At 43.0% G+C, this 14328-nt stretch carries 15 protein-coding genes and 1 other annotated feature; of the genes, 11 read left to right on the top strand and 4 right to left on the bottom strand.

Annotated elements, in window-relative coordinates:
• Nucleotides 1–139: 139 nt before the first annotated feature.
• The 4 genes from PSI22_RS06345 to PSI22_RS06330 are packed head-to-tail and all read right to left on the bottom strand — an operon-like array spanning nucleotide 140 to nucleotide 3706.
• Entirely contained in the window at nucleotides 140–1015 is an 876-nt protein-coding gene (locus PSI22_RS06345) for a metal ABC transporter permease (protein WP_273579029.1), read from the bottom strand.
• Nucleotides 1012–1887 (bottom strand): metal ABC transporter permease, encoded by an 876-nt coding sequence (locus PSI22_RS06340; RefSeq protein WP_273579028.1) that lies wholly within the window; start codon nucleotides 1885–1887, stop codon nucleotides 1012–1014. Before PSI22_RS06340 ends, PSI22_RS06345 begins: the two co-directional genes overlap by 4 nt.
• Complete coding sequence (locus PSI22_RS06335) at nucleotides 1884–2795, bottom strand: manganese/iron ABC transporter ATP-binding protein (protein WP_273579027.1); 912 nt, start codon at nucleotides 2793–2795, stop codon at nucleotides 1884–1886. The genes PSI22_RS06340 and PSI22_RS06335 overlap by 4 nt, the downstream gene beginning before the upstream one ends.
• A complete protein-coding gene (locus PSI22_RS06330) occupies nucleotides 2792–3706 on the bottom strand; it encodes a metal ABC transporter substrate-binding protein (protein ID WP_273579026.1) in 915 nt (304 codons plus the stop codon). Before PSI22_RS06330 ends, PSI22_RS06335 begins: the two co-directional genes overlap by 4 nt.
• Before the next feature lie 295 nt (nucleotides 3707–4001).
• Here PSI22_RS06330 and PSI22_RS06325 point away from each other — a divergent pair, with 295 nt between their 5' ends.
• The 11 genes from PSI22_RS06325 to btuD all read left to right on the top strand — a co-directional run bounded on the left by PSI22_RS06325 (nucleotide 4002) and on the right by btuD (nucleotide 14244).
• Nucleotides 4002–4685, top strand: a complete 684-nt coding sequence (locus PSI22_RS06325) for a transglycosylase SLT domain-containing protein (protein ID WP_273579025.1) — start codon at nucleotides 4002–4004, stop codon at nucleotides 4683–4685.
• A 516-nt stretch (nucleotides 4686–5201) separates the two neighbouring features.
• Nucleotides 5202–7130, top strand: a complete 1929-nt coding sequence (thrS, locus tag PSI22_RS06320; RefSeq protein WP_273579024.1) for a threonine--tRNA ligase — start codon at nucleotides 5202–5204, stop codon at nucleotides 7128–7130.
• Between the two features lie 3 nt (nucleotides 7131–7133).
• Nucleotides 7134–7673, top strand: coding sequence for a translation initiation factor IF-3 (gene infC, locus PSI22_RS06315; RefSeq protein WP_273579060.1), 540 nt, complete (start codon nucleotides 7134–7136; stop codon nucleotides 7671–7673).
• A 95-nt stretch (nucleotides 7674–7768) separates the two neighbouring features.
• A complete protein-coding gene (rpmI, locus tag PSI22_RS06310) occupies nucleotides 7769–7966 on the top strand; it encodes a 50S ribosomal protein L35 (protein WP_006118955.1) in 198 nt (65 codons plus the stop codon).
• Between the two features lie 43 nt (nucleotides 7967–8009).
• Nucleotides 8010–8366, top strand: a complete 357-nt coding sequence (rplT, locus tag PSI22_RS06305) for a 50S ribosomal protein L20 (RefSeq protein WP_010847342.1) — start codon at nucleotides 8010–8012, stop codon at nucleotides 8364–8366.
• A gap of 83 nt (nucleotides 8367–8449) precedes the next feature.
• Nucleotides 8450–8512: a pheST operon leader peptide PheM gene (pheM, locus tag PSI22_RS21460; RefSeq protein WP_143827731.1), complete on the top strand. Its 63-nt coding sequence runs from the start codon at nucleotides 8450–8452 to the stop codon at nucleotides 8510–8512.
• Nucleotides 8464–8586 (top strand) — a sequence feature (Phe leader region). It overlaps the preceding gene by 49 nt.
• Before the next feature lie 79 nt (nucleotides 8587–8665).
• On the top strand, nucleotides 8666–9649 hold the full coding sequence (pheS, locus tag PSI22_RS06300; protein WP_038206268.1) for a phenylalanine--tRNA ligase subunit alpha: 984 nt from the start codon (nucleotides 8666–8668) through the stop codon (nucleotides 9647–9649).
• Between the two features lie 14 nt (nucleotides 9650–9663).
• Entirely contained in the window at nucleotides 9664–12051 is a 2388-nt protein-coding gene (gene pheT, locus PSI22_RS06295) for a phenylalanine--tRNA ligase subunit beta (RefSeq protein WP_273579023.1), read from the top strand.
• Between the two features lie 4 nt (nucleotides 12052–12055).
• Nucleotides 12056–12352, top strand: coding sequence for an integration host factor subunit alpha (ihfA, locus tag PSI22_RS06290; RefSeq protein WP_012988967.1), 297 nt, complete (start codon nucleotides 12056–12058; stop codon nucleotides 12350–12352).
• Nucleotides 12353–12447: 95 nt separating this feature from the next.
• The gene (btuC, locus tag PSI22_RS06285) at nucleotides 12448–13443 is read left to right on the top strand and encodes a vitamin B12 ABC transporter permease BtuC (protein WP_273579022.1); all 996 of its coding nucleotides are present in this window, start codon (nucleotides 12448–12450) and stop codon (nucleotides 13441–13443) included.
• Between the two features lie 33 nt (nucleotides 13444–13476).
• Complete coding sequence (btuD, locus tag PSI22_RS06280; protein WP_273579021.1) at nucleotides 13477–14244, top strand: vitamin B12 ABC transporter ATP-binding protein BtuD; 768 nt, start codon at nucleotides 13477–13479, stop codon at nucleotides 14242–14244.
• The last annotated feature ends 84 nt before the right edge of the window (nucleotides 14245–14328 follow it).

Here is a 14328-nt window from a genome sequence, read left to right as displayed (position 1 = left end):
GTTGACAATTGCTATGCTCATATTACAGACAGATGCAACAATTGAACAGGTTAAAAAGTGATTTAAATAGCACTCAATAGAGAATCATATCCAAAATTAGATATGGCTCTCTACTTTATTAATTTGATTCACCTGAAATTTATGATGATGGAGATGGGATATCTTTGGTACGCTTCTTGCTCATTTTCTTTCTAGCTAATTTTATTTGGTCATAAATAAGTGCTGTTATGAAGAAAATAGCTTGAATAATGACGATACAAGGCCCTGTTTCACCATCGATGTGAAAGCTGATTATTGTACCGAGCACACTGGATGACACAGAAGCAATCATTGCAACAATAAGCATGCGATCAAAACTCCGGCAGAGCATAAATGCAATAATGCCGGGAGATATCAGCATGGCAATAACCAGAATAATGCCAACGGCTTGCAGCGATGCGACAATAGTTAAGGCCAGCAGGGACAATAAGCCATAATGGATAAGTTTCACGGGTAGACCGACAACGCGTGCCTGATTGGGATCGAAACAGTAGAGCATAAAATCTTTGCGTTTCAGCAACACAATTGCCAGTGTTACGCTAGCAATACATAGCGTCTGGATCAATTCATGCTGGGTAATGCCAAGTATGCTACCAAATAGAATATGCGTCAGATGCTGATCGGTATCTATGCGAGTAAACAGGACTAAACCCAATGCAAACATGCCGGAGAATACAATACCCATGACTGTATCCTCTTTGATCCGGCTGTGTTCTTTCAGATATCCAGTAGCGAATGCGCAAAATATCCCTGAAAGAAAAGCACCTATTGCGAGTGGTATTCCAGCGACAAATGCTAATACGATACCAGGTAAGACAGCATGGGAAATGGCATCCCCCATCAGTGACCAGCCCTTTAATACTAGATAGCAGGAAAGTACCGCGCAGACTGCCCCCACTATGACAGCAGCGAAAATAGCTCTCTGCATAAAATCATGCATGAAGGGTTCAGTAATGAATTCAATCAATGTACTCATGAGCGTCTTCCTTGAGTTAATGCTAAAGATTCTTTTTTCGCTCGTCTGCGGGACGCTAACATGCCATGTTTGGGGGCAAAGAAGAAAGCCAGTAGGAAAATCACAGTTTGTAGCGTGACAATCACTCCCCCTGTTGCGCCATTGAGGAAGTAACTCAAGTAAGCACCGATAGCACTCGTTAATGATCCGATGGTGACAGCAATGATAAGCAGGTGTTTAAACCGATCTGTCAATAAATAGGCTGTGGCACCAGGAGTAACTACCATTGCGATGACTAGAATGGCGCCGACTGTTTGCAATGCAGCAACAGTACAGGCACTGAGTAAGGTGAAGAAAATGATTTTTAACCGCAGAGGTGATAAACCGATAGAACGTGCATGGGTTTCATCGAAGAAAACAACTAAAAGATCTTTCCAGAGCAGCATCAAGATAATAAAGGAGACAGCAATAATGATTTCGACTTGCAAAACATCTTCATCAGAAATGCCTAAAATATTGCCGAGAATAATGGTTTGTACATTAACGGAAGTGGGGTTTAAGGAAACAATTAATAACCCGACAGCGAAAAAAGTGGAGAATATAAAACCGATCACCGCATCTTCACGTAACCGCGTGATATGACGAACCAGAGTCATTGATAATGCCGCGAGCATACCAGTAAAAAAGGCTCCACCTGCATAAGGCAAACCGAGAGCATATGCGCCTGCTACGCCCGGTACAACAGAATGGGAAAGGGCGTCTCCCATCAGCGACCAACCTTTCAGCATCAGATAGGCAGATAAAAAAGCACAGACTGCACCTACGATGGCACTTACCCACATGGCTTTCACCATATAGTTGTAATTGAATGGTTGTATCAGCAACTCCATCATGGCTGGTTTTCCTTCTGCTTTTGGCTTTGTCGTGGTGGGACATGACGGTCATAGCCATAGAAGATAGCAGCCCGCTCATCATCGGTAATGACAGTCAGTGAGCGCGGATCATCATCATCATGAAGCTCTGAGCCAGAAAGGTTGATATGGCGTAAGACACCACCGAATGTTGTCTCCAGATTTTTTTGGGTGAAAGTGGTTTCAGTTGGGCCACTAGCCAGAACAGTGCGATTGATCAAGATAACATGGTCACAAAATTCAGGCACACTGCCGAGGTTATGCGTTGATACCAAAACTAGATGCCCTTCATCACGTAAGTCACGGAGTAAATCGACAATGGCATTTTCTGTTTTAACGTCTACACCAGTAAAAGGCTCATCTAACAGTAGCACTTTTCCTTCCTGTGCTAGTGCACGTGCTAAAAATGTCCGTTTTTTCTGCCCACCGGAAAGCTCACCGATTTGTCGATTTCGTAGTTCATTCAGCCCGACGCGTTCAAGCGCTTTATCCACGATTTGATGGTCACGTTTACTGGGTCTGCGCAAAAATCCCATTTTTCCATAGCGGCCCATCATCACAACATCGGAAACTAAAACTGGAAAATTCCAGTCTACATCCTCAGTCTGTGGAACATATGCAATGATATTTTGTTTTAACGCAGTCTTGATGGTTTGTGCATTGAGGGTGACTTTTCCGTAAGAGGGAGTAACTAACCCCATGATTGTTTTGAATAATGTGGATTTTCCGCTGCCATTCATACCTACCAGCGCACAAATTGTGCCGCCGGTAATATCGAAACTGGCGTCATATATGGCGGTGTGCCCATTGTTGTAAGTGACGGTAGCATCATCAACAATTAAATGGGGATGCTCAAATAATGATTGATTGTTTAACGATGAATGACTCATTGATTAAATCCTTTCGCGATGGTGTCCACAGTGGTGTTCAGCAGGTCAATATAAGTGGGCACTGGACCTTTTGGGGTAGAAAGAGAATCGACATAGAGGATTCCACCGTAGTGAGCCCCGGTTTCTTTGCTGACTTGTTTTGCTGGTTTATCCGAAACGGTACTTTCACTGAAAACTACAGGGATCTTCTGTGCCCTTACGGTATCAATAACACGGCGAACTTGTTGCGGAGAACCTTGTTCTTCAGCATTGATTGGCCATAAGTACACTTCCTTGAAACCATAATCCTGTGTGAGATAGCTGAAAGCCCCTTCACTGGTTACCAGCCAGCGTTGATTTTCTGGAATACGGGAAAGCCGTTCCCTGAGTGGTGCATCCAGTTTGGTCATTTTTTCTGCGTAAATTTTCGCATTGCGATTATAAACCTCTGCATTCGCTGGATCATATTTAACGAAAGACTTGCGGATATTTTCAATATAAATCAGGGCGTTTTTGGGAGACATCCAGGCATGAGGATTGGGATTTTTATTGTAAGGTCCTTCACGAATCGGCAGCGGAGTTATACCTTCAGTAATGACAGCCGTAGGGATGCCTTTCATGTTTTCAAAGAAACGTTCAAACCAGCGTTCAAGATTCAAGCCATTCCAGAGGATAAGATCTGCACGCTGTGCTTTAATGATATCTTTTGGCGTAGGCTGGTAATCGTGAATCTCTGCGCCGGGTTTTGTGATGGATTCAACGATGGCTGCATCACCTGCGATATTTTGGGCCATATCCTGAATAATGGTAAAGGTAGTTACAACCCTGAATTTTTTATCTGCATAGGCTTGCTGGCTGAATAGGGTGAGCGTGAATAATGCGATAATCATACTGAATATCGGGAAAGCAGAAATTGAACGCCTTTTGTTCATTTTGGCAAACCTTACTTGTTATACATGTAATTATTGATAATGATTATCAATATCATTTATTTAAAGTCAAGGCTATATTGCACAAAATTAATGATAGTTTGATAGATATTCCTTAACTTTCTTGTTGCTGAGATATTGGCAAAGAAGGTGATGTGAACAAAAAATTAGCCTATTGTCTAGGCTTACGAAATATAAATGGCTCAATTTATTTTGATAAGTTGTATAAAAGTATTTTGGGCTTATTAGTAAAATTATATATGATTTATAAAGTTAATTTTGGTTTGGGGAAGACAGCGTGAAATTAAGACTCGGTTATATTGTGCTGGCAATGCTATTGACGGGGTGTGCAGACCAAGAAATTCATCAGTCAGGAGTTGATAAGCAGCTAACAGCAAAACGTCTTCTCGGTAACAATAACGTTGTTTCTAGTTCCCGTAAGTTTATGGCTAGATCTGAATCAACACCATTTGATCGTTTTATTGAGCAGGCTGCAAGACGTTATGGTGTTGATGAAACTCTTATTAAAGCGATTATTCGGGTGGAATCTGGTTTTCGTCCAGAAGTCGTCAGTAAATCCAATGCTGTTGGTCTAATGCAAATCAAGGCATCTACAGCAGGGCGAGATGCTTACCGAATAAAAGGAAAGTCGGGGCAGCCAACTATGCGTGAGTTGAAAGATCCAGAAACCAACATTGATCTTGGAACCGCCTACATTAGCATTCTGAAAAAGCAGCATCTGGAAGGTATCACTAATCCTGAAACGATGTACTATGCGATGATAGTCGCTTATGTCAATGGTGCAGGAGCATTATTGCGTACATTTGATTCAAACAAGACTTTGGCAATCAATAAAATTAATCGAATGACGCCAAATGAGTTTTATCAATATGTTCAGAATAATCACCCCGCACCACAGGCTCCTCGTTATTTATGGAAAGTAAAAAATGCCTACCGCGATTTGGATATCATTGATAATTGATACTGGTTAATCAATAGATTACACGGTAATTTTTTATTGTATGTTTTCGCTCAATCATTTGCGCAGGGAAATTCCCAAGATTTAGTTAATGAAAAAGAGCACGATATAGAACGTGGAATGTATGGTAAGAAAAGTTTAAAAAATCATCCAATATCAATGCAGATATCCTCAGACTTATAAGAGAAAACGTTGTGTATTAGATATCAGGTTGAATCCAGATGGCGTATATTTCAACAGCATTTTACTTAATTTTGTACCGTAATAATTATTAGATATTTTAGGTAGTTCAAGATGGCTGAATATCACGTTAAGCTATTTTAACACTTACTCTGTGTGATAGTATGGTGAATGAGTTAGGGCAAATGTACTGGGTACTTTAAAAAACTATGTACTTAATTGAGTACACATCTTGCGGAGTGAAGCAAGAGTTTGTTCTTAACGTGTTGAATTTCTAAATTAAAATATTTCATACAAGTGATCTTTCGTGTGGGTCACCACTGTAGATAAGGATTTTAAATGCCTGTAATTACTCTTCCTGACGGTAGTCAACGTCAATTTGAGCATGCCGTTTCTGTAATGGATGTAGCTCGCGATATCGGTGCGGGCTTGGCAAAAGCGTGTATTGCTGGCCGTGTTAATGGCGAATTGGTGGATGCATGTGAATTAATTGAAACCGATGCTAACCTTGCAATTATTACCAGCAAAGATGAAGACGGTCTGGAAATTATTCGCCACTCATGTGCACATTTACTAGGTCATGCAGTTAAGCAGCTATGGCCTGATACGAAAATGGCAATCGGTCCTGTGATTGACAATGGTTTCTACTACGATGTTGATTTAGATCGCTCTTTGACGCAGGAAGATATCGAGCTGCTTGAGAAACGCATGCTGGAGCTTGCCAAGACAGATTATGACGTCATCAAGAAAAAAGTCAGTTGGCAGGAAGCGCGTGATGCATTCGCAGCTCGTGGCGAAGAATATAAGATCCAGATTCTGGATGAAAATATTAGCCGTGATGACCATCCGGGTCTGTATCACCATGAAGAATATATGGATATGTGCCGTGGGCCACACGTCCCTAATATGCGTTTTTGCCATCACTTCAAATTGCAGAAAATAGCGGGCGCATACTGGCGTGGCAATAGCGACAACAAAATGTTGCAGCGTATTTACGGTACTGCATGGGCAGACAAAAAACAACTCAATGCCTACTTGCAACGCTTAGAAGAAGCTTCAAAACGCGATCACCGTAAAATCGGCAAACAGCTCGATCTGTACCACATGCAGGAAGAAGCGCCGGGCATGGCATTCTGGCATAATGATGGCTGGACAATTTTCCGTGAACTGGAAACATTTGCCCGCGTCAAGCTGAAAGAGTACCATTATCAGGAAGTGAAAGGCCCATTCATGATGGATCGTATCCTGTGGGAAAAAACAGGTCACTGGGAAAACTACAAAGAACATATGTTCACCACATCATCGGAAAACCGTGAATATTGCGTGAAGCCGATGAACTGCCCAGGACATGTCCAGATTTTTAATCAGGGTCTGAAATCTTATCGTGACCTGCCGTTGCGTATGGCTGAATTTGGTAGCTGCCATCGTAATGAACCGTCAGGGGCATTGCATGGATTGATGCGTGTGCGCGGCTTTACTCAGGATGATGCACATATCTTCTGTACTGAAGACCAAATTCATCAAGAAGTCAGTAGCTGCATCAAAATGATTTATGACGTGTATAATACGTTTGGTTTCGAGAAGATTGTTGTCAAATTATCGACTCGCCCAGAAAAACGTATTGGCACTGACAAACAGTGGGATGAAGCGGAAGCTGATCTTGCTGAAGCACTGAAACAAAGCGGTATTGAATTTGAATATCAGCCGGGTGAAGGTGCTTTTTATGGCCCTAAGATCGAATTTACTCTATATGATTGTTTGGATCGTGCGTGGCAATGTGGTACTGTGCAGCTCGATTTTTCATTGCCAGCGCGTTTGAATGCGTCATATGTCGGTGAAAATAACGAACGTAAGGTTCCTGTAATGATCCACCGTGCTGTTCTAGGCTCTCTGGAACGGTTCATTGGTATCCTGACCGAAGAATATGCTGGGTTCTTCCCAACATGGTTGGCACCTCAACAGGTTGTCGTCATGAATATTACTGACGGTCAGGCAGATTATGTACAGGAATTGGTTAAAAAACTTCAAGATGCTGGCATTCGTGCAAAAGCAGACTTGAGAAATGAGAAGATTGGTTTTAAAATTCGCGAACACACTCTGCGTCGAGTGCCTTACATGCTTGTTTGCGGCGATAAAGAGGTCGAGTCAGGAAAAACTTCTGTTCGTACCCGCCGTGGCAAGGATTTAGGTAGCATTAATGTCAGTGAGTTTACAGAAAAACTACTGACAGAAATACGCAGTCGCAATCTTCATCAATTGGAGGAATAAGGTATTAAAGGCGGAAAAAGAATTCAACCGGCGCGCCCAAATCGCATTAATGAAGAGATTCGCGCCTCTGAAGTTCGTTTAACAGGATTAGATGGCGAACAGATTGGTATTGTCAGTCTGAGAGAAGCTCTTGAGAAAGCTGAGGAAGCTGGTGTTGATTTAGTTGAAATCAGCCCAAATGCCGAACCGCCGGTTTGTCGTATCATGGACTACGGCAAGTTCCTCTATGAGAAGAGTAAATCAGTCAAAGAACAGAAAAAGAAACAAAAGGTTATTCAGGTTAAGGAAATCAAATTCCGTCCTGGTACAGATGAAGGCGACTATCAGGTCAAACTACGCAACCTGATTCGTTTTCTGGAAGATGGCGATAAAGCTAAAATCACCCTGCGTTTCCGTGGGCGTGAAATGGCGCATCAGCAGATTGGTATCGAAATGCTTAACCGCATTCGTGAAGATCTGAGTGAACTGGCTGTGGTCGAATCCTTCCCATCGAAGATCGAAGGCCGCCAGATGATCATGGTGCTCGCTCCTAAGAAGAAATAGTCAGGCAGTCAAGTAATGGGCTCCAGTCAGTTTTTGGTTGGAGTCTATTCGCCTTACTAATTCGTTGTAATCAACAATGCGAAGTGGAAATTAAAATGCCAAAGATTAAAACAGTACGCGGCGCGGCTAAACGCTTCAAGAAAACTGCCAGTGGTGGTTTCAAGCGTAAGCACGCTAACCTTCGTCACATCCTGACTAAAAAATCAACTAAGCGTAAGCGTCACTTACGTCCAAAAGGCATGGTCTCCAAAGGAGATTTGGGCCTGGTTGTTGCTTGTTTGCCATACGCATAAGCAAATTTTTTAGATTAGAATTCAGAGACGATAGGAGAAGTATATGGCTCGCGTAAAACGTGGTGTTATTGCCCGTGCACGTCACAAGAAAATTTTAAAACAAGCGAAAGGTTACTACGGTGCCCGTTCGCGCGTTTACCGTGTTGCTTTCCAGGCAGTTATCAAAGCTGGTCAATACGCTTACCGTGACCGCCGTCAGCGTAAACGTCAATTCCGCCAATTGTGGATTGCACGTATCAACGCTGCTGCACGTCAGAACGGAATGTCTTACAGCCGTTTCATCAATGGCCTGAAAAAGGCTTCGATTGAAATCGACCGTAAGATTCTGGCTGACATCGCTGTATTCGACAAAGTAGCATTTGCTGCTCTGGTTGAAAAAGCGAAGGGCGCTCTGGCATAAGTCAGGTTAGAAGAGGGAGCTTGCTCCCTCTTTTACTTTCCCCCAAAATATGGCTTACTATTGATTGGGTTAATAAGGATATAATGGAGAGAATGGCAATGATGAAATTAGCTTTTTTTCGTTTCTTTTTTTACTTTAGCGCCTGAAATCGGGGGGCTTTGCGCGTAAGAAAAGAAACGAAAAACAGCGCTTGAGCCTCCAGTGTGGAGGCTTTTTTATTTTTATGACCTCACTAATAGCTATTTGGGGCATAGTCGATAACAACTAAAGGGCCATCTGGCCGAAGGAAGAGGAAAACGATGTCACATCTTACTGAGCTGGTTGCAAAGGCAAAAGCAGCCGTAGAGGAAGCCCAGGATGTTGCCGCGTTGGATTTGGTGCGAGTTGAATACCTGGGAAAAAAAGGCCATTTAACCCTCCAGATGTCATCGCTGCGTGACTTACCAGCCGACGAACGTCCAGCGGCAGGGGCTGTTATTAATCAGGCAAAACAGGAAGTGCAGGAAGCATTGAATGCTCGTAAGGCAAAATTGGAAGCTGATGTTCTGAATGCACGTTTGGCAGCAGAAAAAATCGATATTTCATTGCCTGGCCGTCGTATGGAAAATGGTGGATTACATCCTGTTACCCGCACGATTGAACGTATTGAAACTTTCTTTGGCGAATTGGGTTTTTCTGTTGAATCTGGCCCAGAAATCGAAGATGACTATCATAACTTCGATGCCCTGAATATTCCGGCACATCACCCTGCTCGTGCTGATCATGATACATTCTGGTTTGATGCAACGCGCCTGCTGCGTACACAAACTTCAGGAGTACAGATCCGTACTATGAAAGAACGCCAGCCGCCGATCCGCATCATTGCACCAGGTCGTGTATACCGCAATGATTATGACCAGACACATACTCCAATGTTCCATCAGGCAGAAGGGCTGATTGTTGATAAAAATATCAGCTTTACTAACCTGAAGGGGACATTGCATGACTTTTTGAATAACTTTTTCGAAGAAGAGATGCAGGTTCGTTTCCGTCCTTCCTATTTCCCATTTACGGAACCTTCCGCAGAAGTCGATGTGATGGGTAAAAATGGTAAGTGGCTGGAAGTATTGGGTTGCGGCATGGTGCATCCAAATGTATTGCGCAGTGTTGGCATTGACCCTGAAGTCTATTCTGGTTTTGCTTTTGGCATGGGAATGGAACGCTTAACTATGTTGCGTTACGGCGTCACAGATTTACGTGCTTTCTTCGAAAACGACTTGCGTTTCCTCAAACAATTTAAATAAGGCAGGAATATCTCATGAAATTCAGTGAACTCTGGTTACGCGAGTGGACTAACCCTGCCATCAGCAGTGAAGTATTGTCTGATCAAATCACCATGGCAGGTTTAGAAGTTGATGGTGTTGAAAAAGTGGCAGGTCAATTCCACGGTGTTGTTGTGGGTGAAGTCGTTGAATGTGGCCAACATCCAAACGCAGATAAATTGCGTGTCACAAAAGTTAATGTAGGTGGCGATCGCCTGCTGGATATTGTTTGTGGTGCACCAAATTGCCGCCAGGGGCTGCGTGTCGCTGTTGCCACAGTGGGCGCTGTGCTGCCGGGTGATTTCAAGATTAAGGCCGCGAAATTGCGCGGAGAGCCATCAGAAGGGATGCTCTGTTCTTTCTCTGAACTGGGTATTGCAGATGATCATGATGGCATTATTGAACTGCCTGCGGATGCACCGATTGGTACTGATCTGCGCGATTATATCAAATTGAATGATAGCATCATTGAAATCAGCATTACACCTAACCGTGCAGATTGTCTAAGCATCATGGGAGTTGCTCGTGACGTTGCTGTTATCAATAAACTGTCAATGACAGAGCCACAGATCGAGTCTGTAAAACTAACTACAGAAGCTACATTCCCTATCCGTGTCGACGCACCAGAAGCCTGCCCACGCTACTTGGGACGCGTTATCAAGAATGTAAACGTCAAGGCTACAACACCACTGTGGATGCGTGAAAAACTGCGTCGTGGTGGTATTCGTTCTATTGACCCAATTGTTGATGTTACTAATTATGTACTGTTAGAGTTGGGACAACCGCTGCATGCATTCGATTTGGAACGCTTAAGTGGCTCAATTACTGTTCGTCTGGCTGAGCAGGATGAAAAATTAACACTGCTAGATGGTAACGAAATAGAACTTTCTGCTGATACACTCGTTATTGCTGATGAAAAGCAAGCGCTTGCAATGGCAGGAATTTTTGGCGGTCAATATTCTGGTGTGAATGCTGAAACACAGCATATTTTACTGGAGTGTGCTTTCTTTGCACCATTAGCGATTACAGGCCGTGCTCGTCGTTATGGCCTGCATACTGATGCTTCCCATCGTTTTGAGCGTGGCGTAGATCCACAACTTCAGCATAAAGCGATGGAATATGCCACCCAATTGCTGATTGCCATTTGTGGTGGGGAAGCCGGAGAGATCATTGATGTTACCAGTGGATCCTATTTGCCAAAATCGGCGGCTATTACTCTAAATCGCAAGAAATTGGATCGCCTGATTGGTCATCATATCGTTGATGACGAAGTTACGGATATTCTGACACGTTTAGGCTGTCAGGTGACAGTTCAGAGCGATAGTTGGCAGGCTGTTGTACCTAGCTGGCGTTTTGATATGCAGATTGAAGAAGATCTGGTTGAAGAAATTGCACGTATTTACGGTTACAATAACATCCCAGACGTGCCTGTGCGCGCTGATCTTGTGATGACTGCACACCGTGAAGCTCATCTGCCATTGAAACGTGTCAAAACGATGCTGGTGGACAAAGGCTATCAAGAAGCGATTACCTACAGTTTTGTTGATCCAAAGATTCAGCAATATTTGCATCCACAGGAAGAAGCATTAATCCTGCCAAATCCGATTTCGGCTGACATGTCGGCTATGCGTTTGTCATTGTTGACAGGATTATTGACCACTGTTGTTTATAACCAGAACCGTCAGCAGAATCGTGTCCGCTTATTTGAAACTGGCTTGCGTTTTGTGCCTGATGAAAATGCTGAACATGGTATTCGTCAGGAATTGATGCTTGGTGGCGTGATAGCAGGAAATCGTTTCGAAGAGCACTGGTTGATTGAAAAACAAGCAGTTGACTTCTTTGATCTTAAGGGTGATTTAGAATCCGTTTTAGAATTGACTGGTATGCTATCAAGCATTTCATTTAGGGCGGAGGAACATCCTGCTTTACACCCTGGACAAAGCGCTGGGATTTATCTGGAAAATAATTATATTGGTTATATAGGTGTTGTTCATCCAGAATTGGAGCGCAAATTTGACTTAAATGGTCGCACCGTGATATTCGAATTATTGTGGACCAGTCTGGTGGACCGCGTGATTCCTGAAATGAAGGAAGTTTCTCGCTTCCCATCTAATCGCCGTGATATCGCCATAGTTGTGCCTGAAAATGTAGCCGCAGAAGATGTTCTCACTGAATGTAAGAAAGTTGGCGTAAATCATATAGTTGGCATAAACTTATTTGACGTGTATTGTGGTAAAGGTGTCGCGGAAGGCCACAAGAGCCTTGCTATTAGCTTAATCTTGCAGGATACCGTGCGTACACTGGAAGAAGAAGAAATTGCTGCGACCGTCAACAAATGCGTTGCTGCATTAGAACAGCGATTCAAAGCATCCTTGAGGGACTGAACTTATGGCGCTTACTAAAGCTGAAATGTCAGAAAATCTGTTTGAGAAACTGGGTATTAGCAAACGTGACGCTAAGGATCTAGTGGAAATATTCTTTGAAGAAGTGCGTCATTCTTTAGAGAATGGGGAGCAGGTTAAATTATCTGGATTTGGCAACTTTGATTTACGAGACAAGAATCAACGTCCAGGTCGTAATCCGAAGACAGGCGAAGATATTCCAATTACGGCCCGTCGTGTTGTTACGTTTCGCCCAGGTCAAAAGTTGAAAAATCGGGTGGAAAAAGCTTTACCAAAAGAATAAACACATAAAAAAGGCCGCATTATTGTGCGGTCTTTTCTTACCTTTAATATCCCGTTGTATACAATGGGATACATTTCTTTTTTCTGGTGCCGCCAATGCACTCTGTTTATGAATTAATCACTCTCCAGAAAAAACGTGACTATCGTGTGATAGCACTCCTATCTATTTTATTTATTATGTTATTTATTTTGTCATTGTGTGCAGGAGAATTATGGTTCTGGCCTGATCAATGGCTGTCTGACTCGGCCCGATTGTTTATCTGGCAATTGAGATTGCCCAGAGCGATTGCGGTGATGGTGGTTGGTGCGAGTTTGGCTGTGTCTGGCGCCGTCATGCAGGCGTTATTTGAAAACCCGCTGGCAGAGCCGGGATTATTGGGGATCAGCAATGGTGCTGGAGTCGTTGTGGTATGTCTGATCCTTGTCTTTCATGGTATTGCTCCATTGTGGTTATTAAGTGTTGGTGCGGTTCTCGGGGCTTTTGCCATGACTGCTATTTTGTTGGGCTTTTCCAGAAAACACCAAGTGACGAATACGCGGTTACTATTGATTGGCGTTGCCTTCGGAGTGATATTTGGCGCTATGATGACATGGATGGTTTACTTCAGTACCAGTCTGGATCTACGTCAGTTGATGTATTGGATGATGGGTAGTTTCAGCGGTATTGACTGGCGTCAGAAGTGGCTGGTTATTGCACTGGTTCCAGCTGTTTTCTGGCTGAGTCGACAAGGGAAAGTCCTTAATTATTTATCGCTTGGTGAGTTACAGGCTCAGCAATTGGGAATATCGCATAATAAGTGGCGTAGTTTATTTGTATCGGCGGTTGGATTGTTGGTTGGTTTGAGCGTTGCTTTGGCGGGGACGATTAGTTTCATTGGCTTGGTGATTCCCCATATCTTAAGATTGATTGGTCTGACGGATCATAAGACCTTACTTCCAGCTTGTGCATTGGCGGGAAGTAGTGGCTTATTATTGGCAGATCTATTTTCCCGCCTGTCATTATCTCATGCAGAAGTGCCGATTGGTGTGGTCACTGTAACCTTGGGAGCACCAATTTTTATATGGTTACTATTAAAAACACATCATAGATAAATATATTCGATGAATGTTCATGGGAGAAATAAAATGACCGGCCAACCGATTTTAGAACTGAATAATGTTACGGTTGGCAAGAGGCTGGCCGCATTATCTGAATCTGTTATGGCAAGAGAACAAATTCATCTGGTCGGATTGAATGGTTCAGGGAAAAGCACGCTGCTTTCAGCGATTGCAGGAATTTTACCTTACAGTGGCAAGATTCATCTGAACGGCAGAAACCTGTGTGATTATCGGCAGCACGAGTTAGCGAAATACCGGGCATGGTTTTCTCAATCAGTTTCTGTTCCTATCATGCCAGTTTACCAGTATCTGGATATGTATCGCCCTGATTCAGCGCCATTGGATCAGAGTGAAAGTGTGTTATATGAACTTTGTCGGCAGCTAAAACTCACTTCATTACTGTCTTCGTCAATTGGGCAGTTATCAGGAGGTGAATGGCAGCGTGTCAGATTGGCAGGGGTCTTTTTGCAGATATGGCCAGAACTGAATCCGAACGGAAAATTACTACTCCTTGATGAACCGACAAACAACCTCGATATTACTCAGCAAGCAGTTTTAGATCAGTTAATCAAACAATTTTGTTCATTGGGTGGCTCGGTCTTAATGAGCAGCCATGATCTTAATCACACTTATGAACAAGCTACCAGTGTATGGTTATTGTCGTATGGAAAATTGTTAGTATCTGGAATACCACAAAATGTTATGACCAATCAAAATTTATCAGAAATTTTTGAAGTAAATATTAGACATATCCAAAATACCAGCTATAAATTATGGAGGGTCGATCATTTTTAATTTCCGTTAGTAAAAATCACCTTAATTGATTGTTTTTAATCTCTTTTTGGTATCACGATTGTCCCTGATTTTGTCTATCCGTTG

The organism is Xenorhabdus aichiensis (genome assembly GCF_028598775.1).
Lineage (GTDB): Bacteria > Pseudomonadota > Gammaproteobacteria > Enterobacterales > Enterobacteriaceae > Xenorhabdus > Xenorhabdus bovienii.
The sequence above is the reverse complement of the archived record's forward strand: the minus strand, read 5'-3'. Positions and strand labels throughout refer to the sequence as shown.

What these genes read in the sequence shown, in the direction of transcription:
- rpmI (WP_006118955.1), top strand. Translation starts at nt 7,769, where the DNA reads ATGCCAAAGATTAAAACAGTACGCGGCGCGGCTAAACGCTTCAAGAAA.
- btuD (WP_273579021.1), top strand. Translation starts at nt 13,477, where the DNA reads ATGACCGGCCAACCGATTTTAGAACTGAATAATGTTACGGTTGGCAAG.
- thrS (WP_273579024.1), top strand. Translation starts at nt 5,202, where the DNA reads ATGCCTGTAATTACTCTTCCTGACGGTAGTCAACGTCAATTTGAGCAT.
- btuC (WP_273579022.1), top strand. Translation starts at nt 12,448, where the DNA reads ATGCACTCTGTTTATGAATTAATCACTCTCCAGAAAAAACGTGACTAT.
- PSI22_RS06335 (WP_273579027.1), bottom strand. Translation starts at nt 2,795, where the DNA reads ATGAGTCATTCATCGTTAAACAATCAATCATTATTTGAGCATCCCCAT.
- PSI22_RS06340 (WP_273579028.1), bottom strand. Translation starts at nt 1,887, where the DNA reads ATGATGGAGTTGCTGATACAACCATTCAATTACAACTATATGGTGAAA.
- PSI22_RS06345 (WP_273579029.1), bottom strand. Translation starts at nt 1,015, where the DNA reads ATGAGTACATTGATTGAATTCATTACTGAACCCTTCATGCATGATTTT.
- rplT (WP_010847342.1), top strand. Translation starts at nt 8,010, where the DNA reads ATGGCTCGCGTAAAACGTGGTGTTATTGCCCGTGCACGTCACAAGAAA.
- pheS (WP_038206268.1), top strand. Translation starts at nt 8,666, where the DNA reads ATGTCACATCTTACTGAGCTGGTTGCAAAGGCAAAAGCAGCCGTAGAG.
- PSI22_RS06330 (WP_273579026.1), bottom strand. Translation starts at nt 3,706, where the DNA reads ATGAACAAAAGGCGTTCAATTTCTGCTTTCCCGATATTCAGTATGATT.
- pheT (WP_273579023.1), top strand. Translation starts at nt 9,664, where the DNA reads ATGAAATTCAGTGAACTCTGGTTACGCGAGTGGACTAACCCTGCCATC.
- ihfA (WP_012988967.1), top strand. Translation starts at nt 12,056, where the DNA reads ATGGCGCTTACTAAAGCTGAAATGTCAGAAAATCTGTTTGAGAAACTG.